General features: G+C 62.1%; 21 protein-coding genes and 1 riboswitch. Of the genes, 3 read left to right on the top strand and 18 right to left on the bottom strand.

The window, feature by feature from the left end; translation table 11 throughout:
* Positions 1 to 44: 44 nt before the first annotated feature.
* The 18 genes from D2V07_RS11365 to D2V07_RS11280 all read right to left on the bottom strand — a co-directional run bounded on the left by D2V07_RS11365 (position 45) and on the right by D2V07_RS11280 (position 22,270).
* Positions 45 to 1,694, bottom strand: coding sequence for a pre-peptidase C-terminal domain-containing protein (locus D2V07_RS11365; RefSeq protein WP_119587088.1), 1,650 nt, complete (start codon positions 1,692 to 1,694; stop codon positions 45 to 47).
* Positions 1,695 to 1,761: 67 nt separating this feature from the next.
* On the bottom strand, positions 1,762 to 3,324 hold the full coding sequence (gene gcvPB, locus D2V07_RS11360; RefSeq protein WP_119587206.1) for an aminomethyl-transferring glycine dehydrogenase subunit GcvPB: 1,563 nt from the start codon (positions 3,322 to 3,324) through the stop codon (positions 1,762 to 1,764).
* A 5-nt stretch (positions 3,325 to 3,329) separates the two neighbouring features.
* Complete coding sequence (gcvPA, locus tag D2V07_RS11355; RefSeq protein WP_119587087.1) at positions 3,330 to 4,691, bottom strand: aminomethyl-transferring glycine dehydrogenase subunit GcvPA; 1,362 nt, start codon at positions 4,689 to 4,691, stop codon at positions 3,330 to 3,332.
* A 43-nt stretch (positions 4,692 to 4,734) separates the two neighbouring features.
* Positions 4,735 to 5,106, bottom strand: coding sequence for a glycine cleavage system protein GcvH (gene gcvH / locus D2V07_RS11350; RefSeq protein ID WP_119587086.1), 372 nt, complete (start codon positions 5,104 to 5,106; stop codon positions 4,735 to 4,737).
* On the bottom strand, positions 5,106 to 6,236 hold the full coding sequence (gcvT, locus tag D2V07_RS11345) for a glycine cleavage system aminomethyltransferase GcvT (RefSeq protein WP_119587085.1): 1,131 nt from the start codon (positions 6,234 to 6,236) through the stop codon (positions 5,106 to 5,108). The genes gcvH and gcvT overlap by 1 nt, the downstream gene beginning before the upstream one ends.
* 168 nt (positions 6,237 to 6,404) lie before the next feature.
* Positions 6,405 to 6,499: riboswitch (glycine riboswitch) on the bottom strand.
* A 95-nt stretch (positions 6,500 to 6,594) separates the two neighbouring features.
* Complete coding sequence (locus D2V07_RS11340) at positions 6,595 to 7,362, bottom strand: WecB/TagA/CpsF family glycosyltransferase (RefSeq protein WP_119587084.1); 768 nt, start codon at positions 7,360 to 7,362, stop codon at positions 6,595 to 6,597.
* Positions 7,359 to 8,300: an SGNH/GDSL hydrolase family protein gene (locus D2V07_RS11335; protein ID WP_119587083.1), complete on the bottom strand. Its 942-nt coding sequence runs from the start codon at positions 8,298 to 8,300 to the stop codon at positions 7,359 to 7,361. The genes D2V07_RS11340 and D2V07_RS11335 overlap by 4 nt, the downstream gene beginning before the upstream one ends.
* 10 nt (positions 8,301 to 8,310) lie before the next feature.
* Positions 8,311 to 9,732 (bottom strand): MBOAT family O-acyltransferase, encoded by a 1,422-nt coding sequence (locus D2V07_RS11330; protein ID WP_119587082.1) that lies wholly within the window; start codon positions 9,730 to 9,732, stop codon positions 8,311 to 8,313.
* Positions 9,732 to 10,895, bottom strand: a complete 1,164-nt coding sequence (locus tag D2V07_RS11325; RefSeq protein WP_119587081.1) for a glycosyltransferase family 4 protein — start codon at positions 10,893 to 10,895, stop codon at positions 9,732 to 9,734. The genes D2V07_RS11330 and D2V07_RS11325 overlap by 1 nt, the downstream gene beginning before the upstream one ends.
* Complete coding sequence (locus tag D2V07_RS11320) at positions 10,892 to 12,145, bottom strand: O-antigen ligase family protein (RefSeq protein ID WP_158586819.1); 1,254 nt, start codon at positions 12,143 to 12,145, stop codon at positions 10,892 to 10,894. Before D2V07_RS11320 ends, D2V07_RS11325 begins: the two co-directional genes overlap by 4 nt.
* Positions 12,145 to 13,314, bottom strand: coding sequence for a glycosyltransferase family 4 protein (locus D2V07_RS11315; protein WP_119587079.1), 1,170 nt, complete (start codon positions 13,312 to 13,314; stop codon positions 12,145 to 12,147). The genes D2V07_RS11320 and D2V07_RS11315 overlap by 1 nt, the downstream gene beginning before the upstream one ends.
* 359 nt (positions 13,315 to 13,673) lie before the next feature.
* Positions 13,674 to 14,363 carry a class I SAM-dependent methyltransferase gene (locus D2V07_RS11310; protein WP_119587078.1) on the bottom strand — a complete coding sequence of 230 codons (690 nt, stop codon included), beginning with the start codon at positions 14,361 to 14,363 and terminating at the stop codon, positions 13,674 to 13,676.
* Between the two features lie 2 nt (positions 14,364 to 14,365).
* Positions 14,366 to 15,553: a polysaccharide pyruvyl transferase family protein gene (locus D2V07_RS11305; protein ID WP_119587077.1), complete on the bottom strand. Its 1,188-nt coding sequence runs from the start codon at positions 15,551 to 15,553 to the stop codon at positions 14,366 to 14,368.
* An 8-nt stretch (positions 15,554 to 15,561) separates the two neighbouring features.
* Positions 15,562 to 16,650, bottom strand: a complete 1,089-nt coding sequence (locus D2V07_RS11300) for a class I SAM-dependent methyltransferase (RefSeq protein ID WP_119587076.1) — start codon at positions 16,648 to 16,650, stop codon at positions 15,562 to 15,564.
* Between the two features lie 315 nt (positions 16,651 to 16,965).
* Positions 16,966 to 18,534 carry an alkaline phosphatase family protein gene (locus D2V07_RS11295; RefSeq protein ID WP_158586818.1) on the bottom strand — a complete coding sequence of 523 codons (1,569 nt, stop codon included), beginning with the start codon at positions 18,532 to 18,534 and terminating at the stop codon, positions 16,966 to 16,968.
* Positions 18,429 to 19,934 carry an oligosaccharide flippase family protein gene (locus D2V07_RS11290; RefSeq protein WP_119587074.1) on the bottom strand — a complete coding sequence of 502 codons (1,506 nt, stop codon included), beginning with the start codon at positions 19,932 to 19,934 and terminating at the stop codon, positions 18,429 to 18,431. Before D2V07_RS11290 ends, D2V07_RS11295 begins: the two co-directional genes overlap by 106 nt.
* Positions 19,935 to 19,951: 17 nt before the next feature.
* On the bottom strand, positions 19,952 to 21,289 hold the full coding sequence (locus D2V07_RS11285; protein WP_119587073.1) for a nucleotide sugar dehydrogenase: 1,338 nt from the start codon (positions 21,287 to 21,289) through the stop codon (positions 19,952 to 19,954).
* Positions 21,290 to 21,307: 18 nt separating this feature from the next.
* A complete protein-coding gene (locus D2V07_RS11280) occupies positions 21,308 to 22,270 on the bottom strand; it encodes a glycosyltransferase family 2 protein (RefSeq protein ID WP_119587072.1) in 963 nt (320 codons plus the stop codon).
* Positions 22,271 to 22,612: 342 nt separating this feature from the next.
* Here D2V07_RS11280 and D2V07_RS11275 point away from each other — a divergent pair, with 342 nt between their 5' ends.
* From D2V07_RS11275 to D2V07_RS11265, 3 genes are all read left to right on the top strand, one after another.
* A complete protein-coding gene (locus D2V07_RS11275; protein WP_158586817.1) occupies positions 22,613 to 24,013 on the top strand; it encodes an O-antigen ligase family protein in 1,401 nt (466 codons plus the stop codon).
* 106 nt (positions 24,014 to 24,119) lie between these two features.
* On the top strand, positions 24,120 to 24,839 hold the full coding sequence (locus tag D2V07_RS11270; protein ID WP_158586816.1) for a polysaccharide biosynthesis/export family protein: 720 nt from the start codon (positions 24,120 to 24,122) through the stop codon (positions 24,837 to 24,839).
* A 30-nt stretch (positions 24,840 to 24,869) separates the two neighbouring features.
* The gene (locus D2V07_RS11265; RefSeq protein WP_158586815.1) at positions 24,870 to 26,981 is read left to right on the top strand and encodes a GumC family protein; all 2,112 of its coding nucleotides are present in this window, start codon (positions 24,870 to 24,872) and stop codon (positions 26,979 to 26,981) included.
* The last annotated feature ends 2 nt before the right edge of the window (positions 26,982 to 26,983 follow it).

Raw genomic sequence — 26,983 nt, 5'->3', positions numbered from 1 at the left:
CGGTGGCTAGCCAGCCGTGAGCAAATGCTCGGTGAAGGGGTCGGCTAGCGCCGCGCCAGCGCCGCGGGGTCTGCGCTGCCGAAATCCATCAGCACCTGCTGGAACGGCATGCCGTCACCGCCGCGGTCGATGATGATGTGCTGGAAGCCGGGCACCTTGTGGTCGCGGAAGTCCTCCGCATCGGTTTCCAGCGGCTCTGTCAGCACCGCGCGGTAGAACTCGCGGCGCATGAATTCGGACAGCTCGCCCGCCTCCATCGCGCCGTCGCCATTCATGTCGCCCTCCCCTTCCAGCGCGCGGCGGAAGATGTGGCTGATATAGCCGCCCGACTTGTTGCCCTGCGCCACCAGGCTCAGTGTATCGGCGTCCGAACTGAAGATTCCCATCCGGTTGTCCGCCTGATCGATCACCTGGTCGAACCCACCGGCAAAACACGCGTCGATCACCAGCAGGGTGCGGGCGGAAACGCCCTGCATCATCTCGGCCAGTTCGTAATCGAACAGCGCGGCATCGTAGAGTTCGATGGTCTCGGCGCTGCCGTCGCGCTCCGTGGTCATGTTCTCCACCTTCTCGCCGTGGCCGGAGAAAAAGATCAGCAAGGTGTCGTCGGGTCCGGCCTGCGCGGCAAGATCCGCCAGCGCGGCTTCGAAGTTGGCGCGGGTGGCCTGCTTGTTTGTCAGGGTAGCGCTGGCCGGTGCAAGCACGCCCGCCTGCCGCAGTGCGTGGGACACACGCTCGGCATCCTCGTCGGTACGGTTGAGCGGGCCGATCCGGTCATAGTCGGCAACGCCCACGCTGAGGGCAAAGACCTGCGCCTGCCCGCCCGCAGGCAGCACCGTGCGCACATCGGGCGCGGCTTCGGCCATGCGGACGGTATAGCCACCGTTCTCCCCGGCGCTGAAACTGCTGGCACCCAGCACATAGGTACCATCAGCCGGCAGGGTAATTGAGAGGCTGGAATTGGTATCCTCGAACCCGCGCCGGTCGTCGTTCGTCTCGGTACGGCCATCGGGCAGGTACAGGGTAAGGAAGGTATCTATCTCGTCCGAGGCAAGCTCCAGCGTCAGTCGCTGCCCTTCGCGGCCGGGGAAGGTATAGTAATCGACGCTTTCACCCGACAGGCGCACGGGATCACTGCGCACCAGCAGGCCGCTCACCGTCTCGTTTGGCGAGAGCACCCTTGGCTCTATACCTGCAGGCACCGGGTTGGACGGGTCGAGCGTGGCGAGACGGTAGCTGCCGCTCCCGCTATTCTGGTAGCTGGCGACATTGATGCGATAGGTGCCATCAGCGGGCAGGCGGGTGTCGATGTGGCTGTTGAGCGAACCGTCCGGCCCGTCATCGTTCTCCGTCGCAAACCCATCGGGACCGGTGATTGTCAGCACGGGGTCGAACTGGTCGGAAGAGAGCGCGATCTGCAGACGCTGGCCACGCCGCCCTTCGAGCACGTAGCTGTCTGGCCCGCCTTGCAGGCGGCCAAAGCGTACGTCGCCCGGCGCGATGGGGCCACCACGGGAAAGGCCGGGCTTGCGGTTCTGCTTGGCGGTGACGGTGGTCGTCGCTGCTTCTTGCGAAGCGCCAGGGGCGGGCACGCGGGCCTCGCCAGCGGCAACGCCCGTCGCCGCTATCGCCATCGCCGCAACGGCAACGCTGCCAAGGAAAAACCGCTTCACCATGTGTGCCCCCTTCATCATCGCTCACGCCCTTCAATAAATGCGCGAGCGATGATGAATGGAGCCAAAATTGCTCGCAAAGGCAAGCCTAGCCTTCGACGGAGCCCTGCCAGGCCAGCACGGGCTTGCGCGCGGCCTGCGCCTCGTCCAGCCGTGCGCGCGGGGCATGGTGGGGCGCGGTCTTGAGCGTCTCGTCCCCGGCCTTCGCCCGTTCCGCCAGCGAACGCATGGCCATTACGAACTGGTCGAGCGTTGCCTTGCTCTCGGTCTCGGTCGGCTCCACCAGCATCGCGCCGTGCACCACCAGCGGGAAGTACATGGTCATCGGGTGGAAACCCTCGTCGATCAGCCCCTTGGCAACGTCCAGCGTGGACATGCCGTCTGCAAATCCATTATCGCTGAACAGTGCCTCGTGCATGCAATGGCCAGCCTCGCCAAATGGCGCGTCCAGCACATCGTCGAGACTGCGCAGGATGTAGTTGGCGTTCAGCACCGCATCGCCCGATGCCTGCCGCAAGCCATCCGCACCATGGCTGAGGATGTAGGTGAGCGCGCGGGTGAACATGCCCATCTGGCCGTGGAAGGCGGTCATCCGGCCAAAGCTGCCGGGAAACTCGTCGCCGACGTTCTCCTCTTCCACCAGGTGGATCTCACCGGTCTCGCCGTCCTTCACGATGAAGGGCAGGGGAGCATAGGGAGCAAGCGCTTCGGAAAGGACCACCGGACCGGAGCCTGGCCCGCCGCCGCCGTGCGGGGTGGAGAAGGTTTTGTGCAGGTTGATGTGCATGGCATCCACGCCAAGATCACCGGGACGCACGCGGCCCATGATGGCGTTGAAGTTGGCACCGTCGCAATAGACCAGCCCGCCGGCTGCATGTACCGCGTCCGAAATCGCCTTCATGTCGCGTTCGAACAGGCCGCAGGTGTTGGGGTTGGTGATCATCACGCCCGCCACATCGGGGCCAAGCCGCGCCTTCAGCGCTTCCAGATCGACGCGGCCATCCTTGTCGGCGGGAATATCCTCAACCTCGTAACCGGCAAAGGCGGCGGTGGCAGGGTTGGTGCCGTGCGCGCTTTCGGGAACCAGCACCACCTTGCGCGCATCGCCGCGCGCTTCCAGCGCGGCGCGGATGCACAGGATACCGCACAGTTCGCCGTGCGCGCCTGCCTTGGGGCTCATGGCCACGGCACTCATGCCGGTCAGTTCGATAAGCCAGTGCGACAACTCGTCGATCACGCCCAGCGCGCCCTTGATCGTATCGACCGGCTGTAGCGGATGCACATCGGCAAAGCCGGGCATGCGCGCCACCTTCTCGTTCAGGCGCGGGTTGTGCTTCATGGTGCAGCTGCCGAGCGGGAACAGGCCAAGGTCGATGGCATAGTTCTGGCGCGACAAGCGGGTGTAGTGACGAACCGTTTCGGGCTCCGACAGGCCGGGCAGGTCGATCAGCTGCTGGCGGGCAAACTTGCCGAGGCGATTGGGCGCATCCGCCTTCGGTTCGGGCAGGTCGACACCGCAGGTCTCGCGCGTGCCCAGCTCGAAAATCAGCCGTTCTTCCAGCTTCAGGGCCCTGTTGCCCGTGACGGTGGGGTATTCGCCTTCGTTATTGGACGAAACGGGGGTGCCCGGCTTCCAGCCGCCTGCATTCATCTTGTTCACGACAGTGCCTCCTCGAGAGACTTGGCAAGGGTTTCGATATCGTCCTCGGTCACGGTTTCGGTGACGGTGACGAGCAGGCCGTCGTCCAGCCCTTCGCCATGCGGGAACAGGCGTCCCAGGGCGACGCCTGCCAGAACGCCGTGCTCGGCCAGCTTGCGCACCAAGGGCCGGGCTTCCTTGTCTAGCACCAGCGTGAATTCGTTGAAGAAAGTATCGTTGAGCACGCGCACGCCGGGAACCTTGTCCAGCCGGTCTGCGGCGAGGCAGGCGAGGCGGTGATTCTCTGCGGCGAGCGCGGTAAGGCCCTTCTCGCCCAGCAAGGTCATGTGCACGGAGAAGGCCAGCGCGCACAGGCCCGAATTGGTGCAGATGTTGCTGGTCGCCTTCTCACGGCGGATGTGCTGCTCGCGGGTGGAGAGCGTGAGCACGAAGCCGCGCTTGCCGTCTGCATCCACCGTCTCCCCGCACAGTCGTCCGGGCATCTGGCGCACGTGCTTGGGATTGGTGATGGCGAACAGGCCCAGGTACGGCCCGCCGAATTGCAGGCCGACGCCGATTGCCTGGCCTTCGCCAACCACGATGTCGGCACCCAGGTTTCCGGGAGCCTCGAGCGCACCCAGCGCGACGGGTTCGGTGTTCGCCACGATCAGCAGCGCGCCCTTCTCGTGCGCGGCATCTGCGATACGCTGCAGGTCGGGGATGCGGCCCATGATGTCCGGGTACTGCACGACAACGCAGCTGGTATCGTCGCTGATGCGCGCGATCAGCGCGTCGTCGCCCGGATCTGCCTCCAGCGTCGGCAGCTGGTAAGCGATAGCCTCGTCTGTAAAGCGCGCCATCGTCTGCGCGACGGAGACGTAATGCGGATGCAGCCCGCCGCTGATCAGCACGCCGCGCCGCTTCGTAAGGCGAGCGGCCATCACGATCGCTTCCCAGCAGGCGGTGGATCCATCGTACATCGAGGCATTGGCCACCGCGCAACCGTACAGGCGTGCAACCTGTGTCTGGAACTCGAACAGCATCTGCAGCGTGCCCTGGGCGATTTCCGGCTGATAGGGCGTGTAGGCGGTCAGGAACTCGCCGCGCTGGATGATGTGATCGACCGTGGCGGGCACGTGATGGCGATAGGCACCCGCGCCGCAGAAGAAGGCCGCATCGGCTGCGGCCAGGTTCTTCTTCGACAGCCGCCGCATGTGCTTTTCGACCGCCATCTCGCTGGCCGCCAGCGGCAAACCGGCGACGGGACCATCGAGGTAATGCTCGGCAGGCACGTCGGCGAACAGGACATCGACGCTGTCTGCGCCGATCTTTTCCAGCATCGCCGCGCGATCGGGATCGGTAAGGGGAAGGTAGCGCATATGTACTCCTGTCATCCCCTCCCCCAGGGGGAGGGGGCGCGGATCAAAGCCCGTCGCAGAATGCCTTGTAGGCGGCCTCGTTCATCAGGCTTTCGAGTTCGGAAGCGTCGGAGACGGTGAGACGGAAGAACCACCCTTCTTCCTCGGGACTGGAGTTGACCAATTCGGGGTCGTCGTCCAGCGCGCTGTTGCCTTCGGTGACGGTGCCGGAAATGGGCGAATAAACGTCGCTCGCCGCCTTCACGCTTTCAACGACCGCGGCTTCTGCACCCTTGGCCAGTTCGGTGCCTGCCTGCGGGGTTTCGACGAACACGATGTCGCCCAGTTGCTCCTGCGCGTAGTCGGTAATGCCGATGGTGGCGCTGTCGCCTTCGACGTCGATCCATTCGTGTTCTTCGGTAAAGTAACGGGGCATCACAAGGCTCCTTTGCGGTGGTAGCGATGGGGTACGAAGGGCAGGGGCACGACGCGGGCGGGCAGCCGCTTGTCGCGCACTTCGAGGTGCAGCTCGGTGCCGCTTTCGGCATGTTCCGTCTCGACAAAAGCCATGGCGACCGGATGACCCAGCGTAGGCGAAAAGCCGCCGCTCGTTACCGTGCCTACCAGCGCATCGCCAGAATAGACCTTCGCGCCTTCGCGCGCGGGAAGGCGCCCTTCCAGCGCCAGGCCGACGCGCTTTTGCGCAACGCCGCCATCTTCCAGTCGCGCCATCGAGGGGGCATGCCCGAAATATCCACCGGTGGCCCGGCGTGACTTGGCAAGGGCGAAGGAAAGCCCGGCGCTGACGGGATCGGTGTCGAGTGTAAGATCGTGGCCGTAGAGCGGCAGGCCGGCTTCCAGCCGCAAGCTGTCGCGCGCACCGAGCCCGGCTAGCTTCACCCGATCATCTGCCACCAGCGCGTCGGCCAGGGCAGCGGCGTGGCCCTGGTGGATAGAGATCTCGAAACCGTCCTCACCGGTATAGCCTGCGCGGCTTACCCACAGGTGATGGCCATTCCATTTGAACAATCCGGCACGCATGAAGGAAAGCTCGCCCACGCCCGGCACGATGCCCTCCAGAACGGCGGCGGCTTCCGGCCCCTGAAGCGCGAGCAGGGCGAAATCGTCGAAATGGGTAAGGGTTACATCGTCGTCGAGATGTTCGCGCAGGTGGGCGATATCGTCCCACTTACACGCGCCGTTCACCACCAGCGCAAGATGGGCGCCGGTGTTGGTGACAATCAGGTCGTCGATGATGCCGCCCGCTTCGGTGAGCAGCAGCGAATAGCGCATCTGACCTTCGGGAAGATTTGCGATACTGGCAGGCAGCAGCTTTTCCAGCTCGTGCGCGGCATTTTCGCCTGAAACGGCGAGCTGCCCCATGTGGCTGACATCGAACAGGCTGGCGTGGTTGCGCGTCCAGTCATGCTCCGCCTTGATGCCTTCGTACTGGATCGGCATTTCATAACCGGCGAACGGCACCATGCGCGCGCCATGGCCGCGATGCCAGCTGTCGAGCGGCAGCTTCTCGGGCGGCTGTTCTTCGAAGTCGTCGTTGTCGGTCATAGACAGGTCCCTGGCGCAGCGTGGCAGCGCCCGGAAACCGAGCCCTTTCACCATGCCCCCTCTGTCCTTGGAACCTGAGAGACTTGACGCGGGCTTCCCGATCGGAAGCGTGCGCTTACCCCTTCGGTGGCCACGGATTGGCTCCGCGACGCTTTCCAGAGTGCCTGAACCGGATGCGCGGTCCGTTTTGCCTGAGAGTTTCCGAGGCGGTTGCTCCTTCGGCCTCCCCGGATGAAACCGGGGATGTCTCCCGCGCACCCAGCCGAATTCGCACGGGCGAATCGACAGGCAGACCACTCATGCTGCAATGCGGTGTAGTGGTCAATCGGCAACGCCGCGACTGACGGTGAAAATACCTCTATTTGCGGCGGAAGCGGTCTGCCAGCACCGCGCCGACGAACAGCGGGGCCGATATACCCATGCGCCGCCACAGGCGCCGTGGTTCCCCCACCAGGCGGGGTAGCCATTCCAGGCCCAGGTCGCGCCACACCTTGCCGGGCCGCTGGATGCGACCGGCGTAGAAATCGAACACCGCCCCAATGGAACCGATAACCCTGGTATTCAGGTGAGCGCGGTTGGCCTCGACCCATTTCTCCTGCTTCGGCGCAGTCATGCCGACCCACAGCACATCGGGACCGAACGCGTTCACGGCGCCGTGCATGGCGGCGTTGTCTTCATCGGAGAAGACCGGCTTGTACGGCGGCGAATGGGTCTCGACGGTAATACCTGGATAGTCGCGCGCCATGTTCTTGCGAATTGTGGCCAGCACGTCCTCGGACGAACCGAGAAACATCATCCGGCCCTTGCGCGCTTCGAGGAGTTCGCTCGCCAACTGGAACAGGTCGAAGCCGGTCACCCGCTCCGTAATGTCGCCGTCGTTGAACCTGGACGCGTAGACGATACCCACGCCATCGGGGATCAGCATGTCCGCGCGTTGCAGCGCCTGTTTGAAAGCCGCATCGCCGCGGGCAACTTCCACGGAATGCGGATTGACGCAGGCAATGTGGCGCGCCCTGCCATCCTCGGCATCGAGCCACTGCGACACGGGCGGCGCGAGCGCGGCCGGTTTCAGGGTGCAGACGCTGTAATCGAGGATGCGTTCGGTGGGGAAGGTGGTGGTGTTCACTGCGTACTGTCCTGCGCGCCGGGAATAAGCGGCGCGATCTTGCGAGATAGATCGGCTGTCACTTCGCGGCTGCCCTCTGCGTTGAGATGGAGCGGATCGATGAAAAATTCCTCGCGGTGCTGCCACGGCTCGCGAAGGTCGATGAAAGTGACGTTGGCATGGGCATCGGCCAGCCTTCGCAGCAGGGCTTCGACCTGCGCGGCCGTCTCCGGCTCCACGGCCTGCCACTGCGCCGTCGTGGGAATGAACGCGAGGAAAACGGGCCAGCCCTTCTGCTCGCTTTCGTCAAGGAAGGCTTCCATGTGCGCGACCTGCGCATCGTCGATCGAGATGCGGCGGAAATCGCCAGAAGCCACCTCGGCGGCCAGAACCTCGGGCTTGAACTGGCCGCCAACGGCGTTGTTCCAGTTGCCCATCCACCCCCGGATGGCGGCGTTGAGCAGCACATCGTCATAGCGGGCCAGATGGCTGATCTGCCGCTGGCGATAGTCCCACTCGGGCGCGGATTCGCGAAGCATGGAGCCGACCAGCGGATCGCCCATGTGAGGGTAGAACTGGCTGTACGAATTGGCGCTCAGCCCCTTGGCGGTGAACAGGTGGTTGTCCACGCCGAACACAATGGCGCGCACGCCGTGGGGATGCAGCCGGGCATAGTGGCGCGCCATCAGGATGCGGTCGTCCAGCTGTGCGCCGGCGCGGGCATAGTTTGCCACCGGCTGGCCCAGCTCGCGCTCCAGCAAGGTCTTGTCGACGCCGAGCACCACGTGACTGTGACCGACCAGTAGCACGGCTTCTGGCTGATCCAGCCCGAAATACCGGTCCAGCCCTTCGCGCAGCACTGCGCCCACGGCGCGGTCCACTGCAAAGAAGGCGAGGATGGCCACCAGCAGCAGGAGAGCGGGTTGCTTCAGGCGGGTAATGATCGGGTTGCTGGCCATCGCGCCCGTCCTAGAACTGGAAGTAGATGAAGGCGGACGAACTCACGCCGAGCAACGCGATGCCGCACACCAGCATGGCGGCCCCCGCCGCGCGCATCGCGGGTGGAAACCGGCTGGGCGAGAAGTAGAGCGAAATCCAACCGCGCGACTGCAGCACCTGTATTCCCATGAGGAACACGATCAGCGCGATATTGATCGCTGCAGTAAAACGCGACGGTCCGAGATCGGGCATGGCGCCCGTATCGGTGAGGATGGTGGTGACTACCAGCCAGGCATCGCCGATGCTTTCGGCGCGGAAGAACACCCAGGCCAGCACCACGGCGTGGAAGGTAATCAGCATGCCGAGCAGCACCGCCCACCACGACGGGTTCGTTGGCGTCGGTACCAGCTTGTTCCAGACCCACTGGACCACGTAATAGGCGGCGTGCAGCGCACCCCAGACAACGAAGGTCCAGGCCGCACCGTGCCACACGCCGGACACCACGAACACGATCCAGATGTTGCGCATCCAGACCAGCGTCGACACGCGGTTGCCACCCAGCGGGTAATAGACATAGCTGCGGAACCAGCTCGTCAGCGAGATATGCCAGCGGCGCCAGAAATCTGCGATAGACGTGGCGAGATAGGGCAGGGCGAAGTTCTTCGACAGGTTGAAGCCCAATATCCGCGCGCTGCCGATGGCAATGTCGGAGTAGGCGCTGAAATCGCAGTAGATCTGGAAAGCGAAGAAATAAGTGGCAAGCAGCAGCGTGGAGCCGTCGTACAGCTCGGGAGCGGCATAAATCTCGTCAACGTAGATACCCAGCCGGTCTGCAATCACGACCTTCTTGAACAGGCCCCAGATTATCAGTTGCACCCCGCTGCCGAAGCGGTCGATGTCGAAGCGGTGCTTTTCCTTGAACTGGTCGAGCAGCGTGCTGGCCCGCTCGATCGGGCCAGCGATCAGCTGGGGGAAGAACACCACATAGGTGGCAAAGCGCGTCAGGCTGCGTTCGGGGCCGTGGTCACCGCGATAGACGTCGATCGGGTAGCTCAGCGCCTGGAAGGTGAAGAAGCTTACCCCCACAGGCAGGATAATCGGCAGGTACGGGACCATGTAGGTCATCCCGCCAGCCTCGAACGCTGCGCGGAAACTCTCGTTGAAGAAATTGAAGTACTTGAAGAAGAACAGTACGCCCAGCGAGACCACCAGCGCCATCCAGAGCCATGCCTTGCGCGCGCGCGGCCTATCAGTCTCGGCAATGCGGCGGCCGGCCTCCCAGTTCGCCCACGTGACAGAGCCGATCAGGAAGGCGAACTTCCAGTCCCACTGCATGTAGAAGTAGTAACTGGCGACCAGCAGGAACGGAACGCGCCAGCGCATGGGCATGGCGAAGAACGCAACCGTCACCACGACCAGAAAGACGATGTATTCCCACGAGTTGAACAGCATCAGGCCGCGACCCGGGACGCCACCGCCTGCCGGTACGTCGCCATCAGGCGCTCGTAATACAGGTCGTAGGTATACTGGCTTTTCACATGGGCAAAGCCGGCCTCGCCCAGTGCGCGGCGGGCATCGTTATCCGCCAGCAGGCCGGTGATGGCCTGCGCAAGTGCGGCATCGTCTCCGGGCGGGGCCAGCATGCCTGCCTGACCACTCGCTACCAGTTCGGGCAGGCCGCCGATGTCGGATACTATCACCGGGCGGCTATGGCGCATCGCCTCGATCACCACGCCGGGAAAACCTTCGTACCAGATGCTGGGCGTGACGATCATTGCCGCCTCGCGATAGAAGCGGGCGAGGTCTTCCTCTCCCAGGTTGCCGAGCAATTCGACGTTTGGCGGGATATCCGTACGCCCTTCGTACACGCCGAGGCTGCCGGCCAGCCGGTAGGTCAATTCAGGCGTACGCGCGGCGGCGGCGAACAGGGTGTCGATCCCCTTTTCGGGGCTGAGACGACCGACGAAGCCGACGAAACTGCCCGGTGACCAGGCCGGCGCCTCTTCCGGCACTTCGATCATGTTGGGAATGACGTCGATTCTTTCCGCCGGGTAGCCTTCGCGAACGAGGACGCTGCGCTGGAAGCTTGTCTGCGCGTAGTAGCGGGTGACATTGTCGCGGTAATAGCCGCGCTTGCGGGCCACCGCATTGCGCGCGGCATAGGCTGCCGACTTGAACAGGTCATTCTCGCAGTTTCGGGTAACGCAATTCCACTCGCGGCCCCCGCAACACGCCTCACACACCTTGCCATGCGAAAGGAGCAGGCCGTTGGGACAAACCAGCCGATAGTTGGACAGCCGCATCACGATGGGTACGCCCGCATCGGCAATCACCGGCAGCACGGCGGGCGAGATCAGCGGATAGAGGTTCTGCACCTGGACGATGTCGGGCCGGTCCTCAGCGATCCGGCGCGCGATCGCACGACGCGACGATGGTGAGTGGATGCCGGATGCCGCTGCGCCGAGCTTGCCCGAAATGCCCGATATCTCCGCGCTGTCTGCGAACCAGGTGTCCACCTCGTGCCCGCGCTCCCTAAGAAGGGAGACGATGCGCTCGAGCATTATCTCCTCTCCGCTGCGCTTGCCGTACTTGTTGTGGACGAACAGCAGTTTCATGGATGTGCGGCTGTCGCTCCGCCGGCAGGCTCCGGCACGGCGGGCGGCGCGTTCCGGTTGTCCCGTTCCTGTGCCTGCATCGCGCGCAGGGTGAAGATATGGAAAAAAGCCAGCATGGCGAATACGCCCACCACCACCGGATCGTACGAGCCGCCCAGGATCGATTTGGAATTGTTGTTGACCAGCATCATGACGAATGCCGCCAGGCAGCCTAGGCCGCCGGCGATCTGCGCCCTGCTGGCGCGCAGGGCTTCGGTAACCAGCTTTATCGAATAGATAAGCATGGTCAGGAAACCCAGGACACCCAGCCCTGCCAGGGCATCGATGAAGCCGTTATGGGCATTGGTCGTCGCCACAGTGCCGAACTGGTCGCCCAGTCGCGCGACGATGGCAAACCCGTGGCCAAGGATCGGCTTTTCCAGGAAGGCATTCCAGTAGGCCGTCCACAGATTGGTGCGGCCGGTCATGGTCTGCACATCTTCAAGCGAGCGGCCCGACAGCAGGGTGACCGACACGACATCCTCGCTGGTGCCCATGATGACGATCACGGCCATGCAGGCCAGAGCCGCAGGGATGATGACCAACTTGCTGCGAGACAGGAACGGCAGCAAAATTAGCATCCCCGCGGCCACGGCGATGTTCGAACCCGCGCTCGTCCCGATAACCACGAAAAAGGCAAAGGCGGCGGCCCAGCGGCGCAGCCTTCTCCTGCGTTGCGGGTCTGCGCGCAGACTTTCCCCCAGGGCATAGAGGAAGCCCATGCCTGCGGTTACGGTATAGATATTGGTGTGCAGCCCCTCGACACTGATGCCTGCAAGGATCACGCGCTGGGCCACGCCCATCAGGGTAGCCACCATCAGCACTACCAGCATGGCGCGTTCGGCGTTCTGCCAGTTCTTGTATCCCTCCATAAGGACGAACAGCGCCCCCATCACTGCCAGCACCTCACCCGCACGGAACAGGACGAATGTGGAAAAATCCGACCACATGGCGCTGGCGGCACCATAGATGAGGAATATCAGCAGGATAAGCGCAGAAGATTCGCGCAACTGCATCAAGGTGTTGCGCCCGCGGGGATGCAGCACTAGCGCAACAAGGATGCTGGCGATCACCACGATGGCGAAGGTCGCGGAGAAATCGACCGTGTCGAAATCGCTGGTATCGCGTTGGCGCACGAGCACGGTGGTGCGCGCCAGTGTTAGCATTACGAGGGCCCACAGAGCATAATCGACGATCTTCGTCAGCCGCATCAGCGGGCCCTCCGGTGGCCGATGGCAATCTCGCATGCCTCGACAATTGATCGAGCGGCGTTCTTCGGGCCGTAGCCATGCACGATCTCGCGCGATCTGAGGCCCATATCGGCCAAACCGTCCCTGCCTTTCGCTTTCGCCTGCTGCAACCTCTCGGCGAGATCGTTCGTGTTTTCAGGCGTAAATGTCCAGCCGTTTTCCGGTCGCACCAGCTCGGGCCAGCAGCCGTTGTGCACCGAACTGAGCACGGGCAGTGCGCAGGCCATCGCTTCGGGGACCACAAGCGACCAGTTGTCCTCCAGCGTGGCGATCAGGAACGCGTCTGCCGCGGCGTAGTACGGGGGCAATCCGTCATAGGGTAGGCGGCCCGCGAAAATGACATTGGTGAGCCCAGCGGCGCGTTCCTGCAATTCCTCGCGCAGGGGGCCATCGCCCACCAGCAGCAAGGTCGCTTCGCCCGGTGCGAAACCCGCCGCTTCCCACCCGTCGAGCATTTCCCGGATGCCCTTGCGTTCGTCCAATCGCCCCACGTAGAGGAAAGCGATCCCTTTCAATCCCAGCTTGCCGCGCAGGGCCTCGCGCTCTTCGTGCGAAACTGCATCGACCGCTGCTTCAAGCCCCTCGGTATCGGCGCTCATGTGGCCCATGGTGATGCGCGCGGGATCCATGCCGAGATCGTCGACCGTGTATTCCTTGCAAAGGAGCCCGCTGCAATCCATCGCGTCGGCCCGCTTCACCACCTGGCGCCGGTACGTGGTTCGTATGCCCTGCGCGTTTCTCTCCGTATGGCGCGTGCGCTCGTAAGCGATCACCAGCGGCGTGCCGAAGCGCATGCGATGGAGCAGAGCCGGCAGAGTCCATTTGAAGAAGCCATCGGCCACGATCACATCGGGCTTAAGGGCGGAAATATGCTTCACCAGGCCCGGCTGCCAGCGGATCGACAGGTTGCGATTGGCAAGGTGGTGCTGGTCCTCCCCGCCGATCTGCATCTCGCCGGTCAGCGGATAGGCCCGCTCGCCCAGCGCTTCCACCGCCTTCGCCGTAACGCTTTCCGGCACATAGCTGCCGGAGAACGTGAGGTGCAGGCCCCCGTCCGTCAGCGCGTCCACTTCGCGGAAGACGGGGATGCGGTAGTCGAGGAAGGAGCGGGTGACCCAGGCAATGCGCACGAAAAATCAGTCTCTTGTATTTGCTGTCCGCCCGAAATCCCAACGGGGCCCGGTTCGACATCGGACAGGGTTCAAGCGGAACTGCCTGCCCGCGACTGCGTTCCCCGTCCGCATATGTCAATGATCGAACTGCACTTACCTGCGACGCGAGCAGGTTCGGGGGCTGGTTTAGACCGGTGGGAAGGAGGCAGCAGGACCTGACGATGCGGTGGCGCTGTCAGGAGGTGTGCGACAAGCCGTGTCCGGGAAAATTCAGCAGGAAATTGAAGTCCTTTAAATGATCGAGGGCAGCCCTGCCCCGGCAAATTGCCGGTGGTTTTTGCATGCGATCGCGAGGGCAGCGTTCGGGGCGGTGACAATCACTCCTTGGTTCTGACCGCCACCGCCAGAATCTGGCGGCGCTTCGTCACGCTGGCGAGCAGGCGACCCGCCAGCGACTGCAACAGCCCTCTGCCAAGGAAGAACAGCTTGTGCGACCACGCACTGCTGACCAGATTCACAACTTGCGGCTCGAGCCCGGCTTCGCGCAGGGTGTTGGCGAATTGCAGCGGTGCCCAGGTATGCAGGTGCCGATTGATGTCGTGCGCTTTCCAGTCGATGTTCCGCTTCGCCCGGAAGTCTTCCACCGGTACCATGATCACCAGCTTTCCGCCCGGTTTCAGGCGGTTGGCCAGCATCCGCAGCATTTCGATTGGATAGGGCACATGCTCGATCACGTGGTTCGATACGATGGCATCGTATTTCCTGTCATCGGGGATGGAATCCAGCTTGTCGTGTACGGTCAGGCCGAAAGTCTCGCGCGCCAGTTCGCGCGGCTTGTCATTGACTTCCAGGCCTTCGATCGACGCAACATGATCGCGGATCACGGCCGCCATAGAGCCATTGCCACAGCCGAAATCGAGCACGTCCATATCCCTGGAGAGGTGCGGCAGGTAGTAGGCTGCTTGCAGATGATACCCGAGGTGCAGCAACTTGTCCTGCCCGCGCCCTTCGAAATAGGCATCGCCCTCGTCACCCTTGTAGGTGGAGGCAACCACGTGTTCTGCCATCGTCAGTTTCCCTTCGTATCGGCCAGCGTGCCGAAGCGTCGCAGGTGACCAAGCAGGATATCGGGTGCGGCATCGGCGAAGCTGTCTGCCTTCGCCTGCGTAACCGGATCGAACAGCCTTTCAAGCACCACGCCCGGCTCTGTCGCCATGAGGTCGTGGCTGTGGAAATAGCGATCGGCTATGCCGGCACGGCGCGCAAGATCATGATTGGGATTCCGCGGGTCGGGCTTGCCCCAGCGCTTGCGCGTTACGTCCATCGTGATCACCGGCGTCTTGTTCGCCATGCATGTCACGAAGGCGTGAAAACGCATTCCGATGAACCCGGCGCAATGAGCGAGGCAGGAATACCAGCGCAGGGGAGACATCGGCAATTCCAGCGCACCATCGGTGAAATCGAAACTGTCCTTCTCGGCCGGATTGGCCAGTGTCATCGCCCGATAACCGCGCGCATGGATCGCATCGACCATGCGGCGCAGCCATGCTTTGTCGAACTCTCCGTTCAGCAGGATGACATCGGACAGGTCGCTATCCGGCTTCTCGTGCTCCGGGACTTCGAATGCCGTGTTGAGGCCGAATACCGGATCGGGGCTGTAGATCGGTTCTGCCTTGCCGCGCGACAGCCAGCTGACCAGTTTGCCGGTCCAGTCATCGCGCACGGTCACAAAGTCGAAGTCCGCCAGCGCGCGTCCGGTTTTCCGCATCATGTGCGGCTTCATGTAATAGAACGACGTGCCGCGCGAAGAGGCTGCGATCGACCCCTTTAGCAGATTCGGCGCATCGAAAGGCATGAAGAATGGCGGCAGACGGTCGTTCCAGCTAAAGGCCTCGAACGGGTTCTTGCGGCCAAGCAGCCGCTTGGCCACGCGAGTGGGCTCGTAAGGCGTGCCAAGGCGGAAGACCGCGTCAGAGCCGGAGACTACACCATCCAGCTCGGTCCGGCAGTATTCAGCCACCTCGGCGGTTGTCTCCAACGGGGGAGACTTTGTGTAATAAGTGTTTCCGAACTGTTCGTGCTCGGCAAACTGTTCTGCGCTGCGCATCGCGGCAAGCGCATCCAGCTTGGCCTTGTCGAGATAGTCGACAACGACCGGTTCGTAGCCCAGCTTGCGCAGCATTTCCTGCGTTGCCAATGTCTGAAGGTTGGCCCCGAAATTGGCGCTGTTGTGGAAGGTGAGAATGCCGATGCGCATGGATTCCTTCAGTCCCTCAAAAGCGAAATCATGGTGCGACCATCGGAGCCGACGCCGATTTCCTCGTACCGGGTCAGGGTAGAGTTATCGATGATGAACTGTGCGAATTCCGCAGGTGAGAAATTGCGGTAAGCTGTCTGCATCTGCGGTTCGTCCTGGCGGTGGCATTGCAGGATCATCTGATCGATTTCAAAGGTGCCGAGGATGGCGGCCAGCTTGTGCGTGGTATCCTTTCGCTTCAGCAGGTGATGCAGGATATTGAGGCACAGAACGAGTTTATAGGGCCGGTCGGCATAGCTCGCCACTGTGGCATCGTCGGCAAGATCGCCAACGATGAATTCCACGTCGTGCCCTTCGATCTGGCTCAACAACCGGGCAATCGCGGCAAGATCCGGATCGCGCTCCACTGCGCGCACAGCAAAGCCGCGTCCGTCCAGGTATTGGCTGAATAGCCCGGTATCGCACCCAAGATCGAGCGCATTGCCGCCCTCTGCGCGAATATGATCGGCGAACAGGCCGACCCTGTCATCCAGCGCGTGGTGATGCGGGATATCGCGAAGGTCGGGGTGCGAAAGCCTGCCGTAAAGCTTGCCACTTTCGCGCGTGGCCGCAAAATCGACGAAGCGCTGGCGCCTTTCCATCCAGCCGGAATGACGTGCACTGACGATGGCCGGAACGCTGCGCACCCCGGCAATCTTGGCAATCATCGCGCGGTGGATCGAATTTTCCAGCAGGATCGCTCCGTCGCGTCCGATCCGGATGGTAATTTCGTCATGCGGCAGGCCGCTGTCGAGCGCCTGCTGATCGAGATAGCCCTGCTCCCGGATCGAAGCGTAAAGCTCCTGTGCCCGACGTGAATGTTCCTCTACATTCTGTTCGTAGATGGCATGCCAGCTGCCGCTGGTGACCGTGTCATCCGGTCCGGCCTCGCCTTTGTAGATCGGCGTGTCGCGCAAATCCTTGCCTTCGACCAAGTGCATGCGGAGCGACTGGAACAGTTCCATGTCCTCCAGCTTCAGGCGAACCTGATCCCAGTCGCCGTCGGCGACGATACTGGTCCCCGCGATTGTCTGGAGCGACGGCGTCGAACCGACCACGCCCGCACGTTGGTTGCATAATTCCAACCTATCCAGCTCCACAACTATCCTGTGTGGCGCGTCGGTAAAGCCGCTGCGACCAGCGAACCGCGAACGAAGATTGTAGGAGGTAACCTTTGCCTTCCTCGCGCCCTCTCTCAAGGCCCGGCGAATATTCGGGAAAGGCCGCAAGGTGCGTTTGGCAAAGGATTTTATGGTCTTTTTCACTCGGGTGCTTTCAATTAATTAAATTCACGCCGTCGCAACGACTTGGCGGACACGACGGGAGTCGAAAACGCCTGTGATAGGTTAGGTCGCGCGATACCGCGACGCATGTCAGGCGTAAATGCGCTCCACCAGTCGATAAACCAGTCGCAAGTCGTCCGGGTCATCGCCTTTCGCCAAGGCTGCGGTTTCGGTGTCGGTCAGCATCAGCGGGCGGGAGCCCTTCGTTCCGCTATGGGGGTTGTGAACATAGGTAAGGTCATGCGGGGTGGCCCGGTAGTTGGGGTTATCCTCAATCAGTGGGCCGCTGCTTACAAAGAAGACCGTATCGGGCGCCACAAGCTCAACATCGGGCAATTGCCAGGATTGGCTAGCTTCGCTGAAATCGCGACGCTTCGGGCGGGCGGTTATGCCCTCTGCTTGCAGAACGGGATCATCGTTGCACAGCTGGCAGATTCTATCGGTCAGCGCATCGACATCTTCTGCGTTCACCGGTCCGCCGAACCGATGGGCGTCCAGAATATAGATGCCACGCATGTGATAGCTGCCAAACGCCTGCGAATTCGCGGCGTCGAAATTCATCTCGAGTCCGGAAAGGGACTTGCGCACGGTCTTGCCCAGCCGCGAAGAAACGGGCCGTGGAAGCAATGCCTTCAGCTTGCGCAGCACGCTCTTGGCCGAGCTGGCTGTCTTTGCCCGCGGCGATTGCAGGGAGTGTCGCACCAGCAGCGCATTGATATTCACGCGTTTCAGGTAGTTCGCGGTGCCGTGATCCGCAGTCAGCATGAAACGGTCGGGCTTCAGTGCTTCGAACAGTCGCCGGATTTCATTGTCGAGAAAAGCATAGTGACGCCGCAGCAGTTCGACGTTCGGGTTCGCGTGGGATTGTTCGCCCCTGGAGGCAATCGCATCTTCGATGTCGAAGCGGGCCAGGTACTGCAGCCCGGTCGTGGGGCGAAGACAGATGAAGTTCAGATCGGCGCGTATCTCCCGGTCCAGCTTGATGAGCGCATCGACGTTGGATGCAATCACCGTTTCGACACGTTCGATGAAGGCGGGAAAAGTCTTCTCCGGCATCGTGCTCATGCGGACGTCGAACTGGTAATCCATCTCTTCAAGCAACGCGGCCAGTTCCGGCGGCTGGCAGAAGCCGTCGGGAACACCTTCGATCTTGCCTACGCCGCCGCCACCACCGGATACGGTGAAGCCATCGACCTTCGGTGCGGGACTCGTTGTCGGAACCCCGATCATGCCGAATGTGGCGCCCAGACGGTTGGCCATGTCCCAGATTGGTTCCGTACCCGGATCGGCGAGCATCTCCTTGAGCGAGAACTTTTCAGACAGAACCGGCCGCTTTTCTGCGGGCGGCAAGGGTCTGAAGTACAGGCCCCCCGTATACTCTGCCTGCCGACCTGTGACGATTTCGGACCATCCTCGACTGAGAAGGTCTTCATTCAGGTCGAACTCGTGTCCCTTGACGGCCAGTTCCCTGTAGAACGGCATGTCGAACGCGTCGAAGATGGCGGCATCGCCCCCATCGAAACCAAGGATCAACGTGCGTGGCTTTGCGGAATTCAATTGGCCCTCCCGGTCTTCTTTTTTCTTAGTCTCAGCAACGCTGGAACAAACCGCATGGCGGGCACGACCGAGATCAGCACTGAAATTCCGACTATCGCCCAATTGGCTTCCGGAAGCTTGAATACATGTGCCTGGCCGCAAATGACCAATGCAAGAGCCGTCACAGCGATGATGGCATTACTCGCGACCTGCCTTATTGATCCGGGCGCGATGCGGAATTCGACATAACCGATCTGGATCAGGAACATGGCGAATTCAGCTGCGAGAATAGCCAGAGCTAGGCTCAGCGCGCCGTAATCGGCAACGGTCAGCCACAGGACCGCAAGGAAAGCGAACGCCCAGAGCACTTGAACGACCAGGTACTGCCATCGATAGCCGGAACCGTCATGGACGCGGCGCAGCGCTTGGTTGAGGGCGAACAGGAACACGCTGAGCATCAGTATCGGCAGGAGGGAGCTTGCCTCGCTGTACGCCCCTCCGAAAACCAGCATCAGCATATCGGAAGCGGCAATCGCGGCGACAGTCAGGGGTAGGGTCAGAAGTAGAATCGCCTGGAATTGCAGCACGACGGCCTCGCGAAATTCATCGTCGGCAGATCTTCCGAAAGTCTCTGCGAGGACCGGCATTGCAACGCGCGTGAGAATAGCCGGCATGAACAGTATCATCGTGCGCCATTGGTTGGCGGCCTCGAACAAGCCCAGTTCGACATAGCCGTTCTCGATGCCGGCAATAACCGTACGGCCATACCATGGCATGAGCGCGCCAACTGCGCCTGCCAGCAGGCCGGGCAAGGCGAAGTTCCATAACAGAGGAAGCTCCGCCTTCCATTCCCTGAATGGAACGTTCTGTTCGACCCCGAACTCGCCGAGAGCGCGGCGAATGTAATACTGCAGCAGCAGGTAGCTGAGGAACGACGCCAGCGCGAGAGCGGCTACCGCTCCGGTCACGCCGTAAAAGTATGCGCCCGGCACGATGAGGGCCGCTGTCAGCACGCCCTTGGCCACATTGACCTGGGCAAATTCGCGAAAATGCTCGGTGCCGACAAGGACCGATTCCCTGACGGTCATGTAGGCCTGAAAGAAAAGGAAAACACCCGCGATGCGCAAGGGCCAAGCAAGATCGGCGTTGTTCAGGGTTGTGCGCGCGATGTAGCCGCTGCTTGCGATAAGGATCAGGGCGACAGTGGCGCAAAAGATCGCCGACAGCCGTAAGGTCATCTTCAGGATGCGCCCCGCTTTAGGCGGATCCTTTTCTCGGTACTCCGCCAAGTGCTTGCTGGCTGTCGTTCCCAGGCGGAAACCTGCATAGACAGTAAACAGGTTTGCAGTTGAGCGGACGATACCAAGTTCGCCAAAGGCAGTGGGGCCAAGGATGCGCGCCACGAGGACCGAGCTTACTGCGGTCAACGCGCGCCAGCCGAACGAGCCCAGCGCGCTCCAGGCAAAGCCGCTTGCCAGTCGCTGAGCGATAGTCCTCGCAGGTTTGGGAACTGGATCCGTCATTCGGTTCCTACCGCCCGTCAGGCCAGCACGAGGTTATCGCCCTCGGCCCCCGCCTTGCGAAAAGCATTGCGTGTGTCCACAACCAGTGCGGCGTGCTTCAGCAGGGCGTGGTAATCGACATCGTCATGGTCGGTGACCAGCAGCACCGCATCGTAATCGGCGGCAAGATCGTCCTTCCAGTCGACACTGCGCATCCCGGTAAGCGAGGGATGTTCGCGCGTGGGGGGCAGTTCGGGCACGAAGGGATCGTAATAGGCGACCTGCGCTCCGCGATCCTGCAGCAGTTCCATGATTTGCAGCGCGGGGCTTTCGCGCATGTCATCGACATTCTTCTTGTAGGCCGCGCCCAGCACCAGCACGCGCGTGCCGTTCAGCCCCTTTCTCAGCCGCTGGTCCACCGCCAGCGCCAGCTTTTCGATCACGCGGTTCGGCATGGACGAATTGATCTCGCCCGCCAGTTCGATGAAGCGGGTCGGCACCGCGTATTCGCGCGCTTTCCAGGTGAGGTAGAAGGGGTCGATAGGGATGCAGTGCCCGCCCAGGCCGGGGCCGGGATAGAAGGGCATGAAGCCGAAGGGCTTCGTCTTCGCCGCTTCGATCACTTCCCATACATCGACGCCCATCGGCTCGAAGATCACTTTCAGTTCGTTCACCAGCGCGATGTTGACCGAGCGGAAGATGTTTTCCGTCAGTTTCGTGGCTTCGGCGGCCCGGGTATTGGATACCGGTACGACCTGCCCGATGAATGTGCCGTAGAACTTCGTGGCGGCTTCGCGGGCCACGTCGTCGTCCGCGCCCACTACCTTGGGGATGGACGTGGTGCCGAAGGAGGGATTGCCCGGATCCTCGCGTTCGGGCGAGAAGGCGAGGAAGAAGTCTTCGCCGCAGGTCAGGCCGCCGCGCTCCAGAATGGGCTTGAGCACTTCGTCGGTCGTGCCGGGATAAGTGGTGGATTCGAGAACCACCAGTTGTCCGGCCCGCAGGTTGGCTGCAATCGTTTCGGTCGTCTGCTCGACGAAGGAGAGATCGGGCTCGAGGTGCTGATCGAGCGGGGTGGGCACGCAGATCGCGATGACGTCGGCCTCTGCCAGGCGCGAGAAATCGGTGGTCGCTGAGAAGCGGCCCGTGGCATTGGCCGCAGCGATGGCATCGCTGCCGATGTGCTTGAAATAGCTCTGCCCGGCCGCCAGTCGCCGCGGCTTCGCCTCGTCGACGTCGAAACCGATCACGGTGAACCCCGCATCGACAATGGCAAGCGCGAGCGGCAGGCCGACGTAACCCATGCCGATCACGCCCACCGTGGCGCTGCGATCTTCCAGCCTGGCCAGCAGGCCGGTGCCATGTTCAACTGTCATCGGGCTTTGTCTTTCAGGTTATTTCAAGCGGTCGATAAGGCGCAGGGCGGCTGTGGCCAAGGCCCAGCCGGGCGCGCCGAAGCGGTTCGCCCCGTTGAGGATATGGTAGCTGATGCCATGGGGCATATCGTCGCCGTATGTTTCCAGCAGTTCCTGCGCATGCTTGCGGCTGCCGCCAAGGGCATGGGCGCTCATCAGCCCGGCAGCCACGCGGCCCCGAACGCGGGCTAGGCCCATCTCGTGTTCCGGTGCTATGCGCGCGGTGATGCGGCGTTCCCAGGCCGGAATGGAGGGGGCCTTCTTGCGCCTCGCGGCATATTTCTTGCGCCACCCCGTTTTCCGGGCAACCGCGTCCGACGTGCCGATCCACAGTACCTCTGGCAGCAGACCCCAGCGCCCTGCAGTGGCGATCAGCGCCCAGTATTCCAGATCCTGGCTGATGCGAAGATCCGCATTCTGCGGCCCGATCTGCTCCGTGATTTCGCGACGCACCAGTACGGTGCCGGTCCGCACGTGATCGTGTTCGCCCCAGAAATCGAAGAAATTGTCCAGCATGAACCCGTCGGGATGCTGTTCGTGGAGTGCGGCGTGATGGGTCGGGCCATAGTAATCGCCCTTCTTTCGCTCGCCTTTGAATGCGCAGCTCACAGCAGCGGCATCCGGATGCGCGTCGAGGAACTGCTCGGTTCGCTCGAGGAATGCGGGCTTCCAGTAATCGTCGGCATCGAGGAAAGCGATGAATTCACCGGTGGCGATGGCGAGGCCGGCGTTGCGCGCTGCGCCCTGGCCTGCATTCTCCTGCGTCAGGTGGATCACCTTGTCGCCGTAGCTGGCGATGATCTGTGCCGTGCCGTCGGTGGATCCGTCGTCGATCACGATCACTTCGTGCGGCGCACTCGTCTGGCCCAGAGCCGAGTCAATGGCCGCGCCAATGCTCGTCTCGCTGTTATAGGCCGGTATGATTGCGGAAGTGCGACGCATGTGTCCTCTGGCTGGGCTACGCAGCGGTCCGGTAGACCCGAAACCGGGTGTGCGCAAGGTCCGGCCATGACGTCGTGGTTGTACGCAATTGCAAGGATTTGCTGCGGGACCGAATGCAGCAATATGGCGGCGTAAACCGGTTAGTCATGGTATCCGGCTCCGCCGCTCGGGCGCCTTGCGCCGATCCATGTCACCGGCGCGCGATCTGCTCACCCAGACCGCGCTACAATGCCGGGGGTTGCGGCACCGCGCACATCCTCTAAGCACGTGACCTTTCTGCGAATTTGGAATCAGGGCAGGTGCGTGCGCGATCGACGTGTAGATCTGGGTTGGAAAAGCAGCTTGTCCGGCATCGAAAGACCTTACCTGGTCCTTTTTGCCACCTTGCTGATCGCAGTCGGCCTGTTCGGCGGCAGTTCCCGCTACGACATGATGCAGAATGCGCTGATCCAGCCTGTCGCCTGGCTGGTTGCGGGCTTGGCGCTGGCGATGGGCGGAGCCGGCAAGGCCACTTACCGCAACCTTCGCTGGCCGTTGTTGATGCTCCTGGCCCTGCTTGTCATTACCATATTGCAGGTCATTCCGCTGCCATATGCGCTCTGGACGTCGTTGCCCGGGCGCGAGCCGCTGGCAGAAATTGCCACCTCAGTGGGTAGCGACATCGCCCGGCCGCTGTCCATGGTTCCTTCGCGTACGCTCAACGCGCTGTCCGCATTGGGCATCCCCCTGGCGGCCCTGCTGTTGCTGGCGGGTTTGGGAACACGCGGCGCATACATTGTCCTGGCGGCGATAGTCTTGCTTGCAGCGGCAAACGCCCTGCTCGCGATACTGCAGATTGGCAGTGGCTATGCCGAGGCTGGCTATCTGTACTCGCTGACTAACGAGGGAACCCCCGTCGGCATCTTTGCCAATCGCAACCATTCCGCGGTGTTCGGTTCACTGGCTATGCTGGTAATCGGTTTTCTCGTGACGCGTTCGAACCGCAAGGCTTTCCCGGGTTCCGATGTCCTCCTCTGGTCCGCGTTCGGGGCGATTTTCCTGGTTATCCTCGTCAACGGTTCGCGCGCCGGATTGCTGACGGCGGGCATTGCCCTGGCGGCAGCGGCACTGCTGGTCGTCAGCGGGAAGCCCTCCGTTCCTTCGCGACCCGCCGGGCGGCGCTCATCTGGCAGCAAGCGAAGCAATCTCGCTCGCTACCTTCCGGGCGCAGTGATACTCTTCTTCGCCGTAGGGATGATTGCGCTGTTCCTGCTGGCAGACCGGCTTACTGCATTCCAGCGGATCGTCGAAGCCAACCCGCTGGAGGACTTGCGTTTCCGTATCGTACCGATCCTGCTGGACATGATCGGTACCTATTTTCCGCTCGGTACGGGGCTGGGCGCGTTCGAAGACGTATTCCGCATTCACGAAACGCCGGAATTGCTGGGGCCGCGCTACCTCAACATGGCGCATAACGACTGGCTCCAGTGGTTTCTCGAAACGGGGCTGCCAGGTGCGATCCTGCTCGTCGCCTTCCTTGGTTGGCTGGGTTACCAGTTACTGCGATTGAAGTCCCGTGGGCGCGACTACATGACGCTGGGACTTGCCGGATTCGCTATTCTCGCACTGGCCAGCTATTTCGACTATCCTCTGCGAACGCCGCTGTTCCAGGTCGCGGGTGTCTGGTTTGTATGTGCGCTCGCTCTGCTGGCGCGCGCAGAAGGCAGGGAAACTAATCAGGACCCGGAGGTTGTCACGGCGTAGACAAGGGGGTGGTATTCCCACCAAGGCCATGGCAATCGAAGAGTTGGGGGTTCCTCAGCCGCCCGAGCGCGGCTAGGACGGTATGAGGATAAGGAGTGTGGAAGTCTTGACCGGAAAGAACATCGTAAGGGGCACCGTTCTCCTTTTCGCATCCCTGGTGCTGGCATCCTGCGCTTCGGTGGACCGCAGCTATGGCGGTTCCGACGCATATGAAGTGACTGCGCTCACGCAGATTCCGGCGCCGGCATCCACGTCTTCACGCTTTTCGCCGATGGGCATCATCGAAGTGACGGTGGCGCAGGACGAAACGCTCAGCGGCACTTATGCGATCGATGAAAACGGGATGCTCAACTTCCCGCTGATCGGCGAGGTTGCCGCACTCGGCCTGTCTCCTACGCAGCTGGCGGCCGTTATCTCCAGCCGCCTTTCCGGCGAATACGTGATCGATCCCAGCGTTACGGTAAATCCTATCAACGCCGTTCCGCCAACCATTTCCATTGGCGGTCAGGTAAAGGCTCCGGGGAATTATCCGATGGCCAACGCGACAACGCTGATGCGCGCCATCAACAGTGCTGGCGGCCTGGGTGAATTTGCGAAGGCCGACGATGTTTTGGTTTTCCGGGAAGTTTCCGGTGAGCGCTACATCGGCCTTTACAACATGGAAGCGATCATGCGGGGCAACCTGCCCGATCCAGCCCTTTATGAAGGTGACATCGTGATGGTCGGGGACAATCCCGGCGAACGTCGCCTTGAACGAATCTTGCAAATCCTGCCTGCCGTTACTTCCAGCCTGGTGCTGATAGAGCGTGTAGCCTCGAGCAACTAATCTAGGACTCTGATGCGATCCCCGAATGACATGAGTGTGGCCCCCGCCGGGGCCACTGGTGGCGTGCAGCAAATGGACGATGCGCTGGAGCTGCTGCTTCAGCGACTGTGGCAGCGCGCGAAGGAATTGAAGTACGTACTGCTGTTCGTGGTAGCCGCCACGATCCTTCTGGGCGTCGCGTTCACCCTGCTGCAGACTCCGGAATATCAGGCCAGCTCGCGGATCGAGATCAGCCGGCTCGACGCCGGTTCCACCGGAGAGGACGACTTGCGCCTCGACATGCAGATGCGCGACAGACAGTATTATGAAACGCAGTACCAGTTATTGCAGTCCCGCTTCCTCGCCGAACGTGTCGTAGAGGCGGAGAATTTCGCGCAGGACCCGGTTTTCCGCGAAGCTTTCGATATTGAGGAGAGCAATCTCTCGCCGCGGGCGCTCGCCGGTCGTGTGAGTTCCACAATCACCGTGGCTCCGGTGGAGAATTCGCAGCTTGTCGATATTGTATCCGTTACGCCCTCTCCGGAGATTTCCGCGCGGATAGCCAATGCCTGGGCAGAACAGTTCCTCGAGGCAAACTACGAAAAACGCTTCGGTGATACCCAGCTCGCGCGGGACAGGCTGGAAAACCAGCTTGCCGAATTGCGGGTCGCGCTGGAAGAATCGGAAGCCGAGCTTGCTGCCTATGCCGCCGAGAACGAGATCGTCGTCCTCAACTCCTCTGCTACCGAAACGGGTGGCCAGCAGGCCGGGCAGGAAACGCTCTCGACGTCGCAGCTCTCGGCTCTCAACCAGGCGCTGATCGCGGCATCTCTGCGCCGGATCGAAACGCGCAGCGCGCTTGATGCAGAGCGCAGCACTGCCGAAGCCGATAGCGCCGCTTCCCTGCGTTCCCGTCGGGCGGAAGCGCAAGCGCAACTGGCGAACCTTCGCACCTCGCTCGGTCCGGCCAACCCCCGTGTCCAGGCGCTTGAAGCAGAAATCGAATCGCTCGAACGCTCCATCAGCAGCGAAGGCGGGGTGATGAATTCCGCGCGGCAGGCAGCTTACGAAAGTGCGCTTCGCGAAGAGTCGGAACTGCGTGAACGCTTTAATGCGGCACGGGGCCGCTATCTGGCCGAACAGAACCTTGGCACGGAATACGGCATTCTTCGCCGCGAGGTCGATACGAACCGGGAGCTCTATGACGCGCTCCTGCAGCGCTACACCCAACTGGGTGTCGGCGAGGCGGGCAGCAACAATATGACCCTGATCGAGCGGGCCGCTCCTCCGGGATCCCCGTCCGGCCCGTCGCTTACGCGCAACCTCCTCATCGCCATCATTCTGGCTACGCTGCTGTCGCTGGCGATCGTCTATCTTGCCGATTTCTTCGACCGTAGCCTGCGCCACATCTCGCAAATCCGCCAGCAGCTGGGCCTTCAGGTACTGGGGGCGATCCCGCGGGCCCAGACCGACGATATGGTCGAGGAACTCATGGACCCCAAGTCCCAGCTGACCGAGGCCTACGGCTCTACGCGTACCAGCATGCTCTCGGTGATGCCGAGCGATGCGCGCAAGATCATCATGCTGACCTCCACAAGGCCGGCAGAAGGCAAGACGATTTCCTCGCTCGCACTGGCTCGCAGCCTGCAGCGCGTGGGCAAGCGCGTCGTTCTTCTCGACCTCGACATGCGCCGTGCCGGACTTTCCCGCCTGCTGGGCGTCACGGCGAAAGTGAAGGGCCTGAGCGACCTGCTGGGGGGCTCGGTAACCCAGCCGAACATTATGCACCTGGAGGCGCATGGGATTGATTTCATTCCCAGTGGCTCGATGCCGAGTGACTCCGGCGATCTGATCGCGCGCGGCGGACTGAAGAGCCTGGTCGCCGAGCTCGAGCAGCAATACGATTTCGTTATCATCGACAGTCCCCCGGTCCTCGGTCTCGCGGACGCTGTCGAAATCGGTCACCTCGCTGGCGGGGTCATCTACGTGATGCAGGCCAACGAGACTTCGGTCTACGCCATTCGCAATGCGCTCGCGCGTCTGCGTCAGCCTGGCGTCGACATCATCGGCGCTCTGGTGACCCGGGTCGATCATCGGAACGACGAGTACGGCTACGGCACTGAGTATGGTTACGGCTATTCGTACGAATCCAGTGAGGCCTGACC

The sequence above is a fragment of the Aurantiacibacter zhengii genome, assembly GCF_003584125.1.
In the GTDB taxonomy this organism is placed as follows: Bacteria; Pseudomonadota; Alphaproteobacteria; order Sphingomonadales; family Sphingomonadaceae; genus Alteraurantiacibacter; species Alteraurantiacibacter zhengii.
Note: the sequence above shows the minus strand (reverse complement) of the source record. Positions and strands in the feature narration are given on the sequence as shown.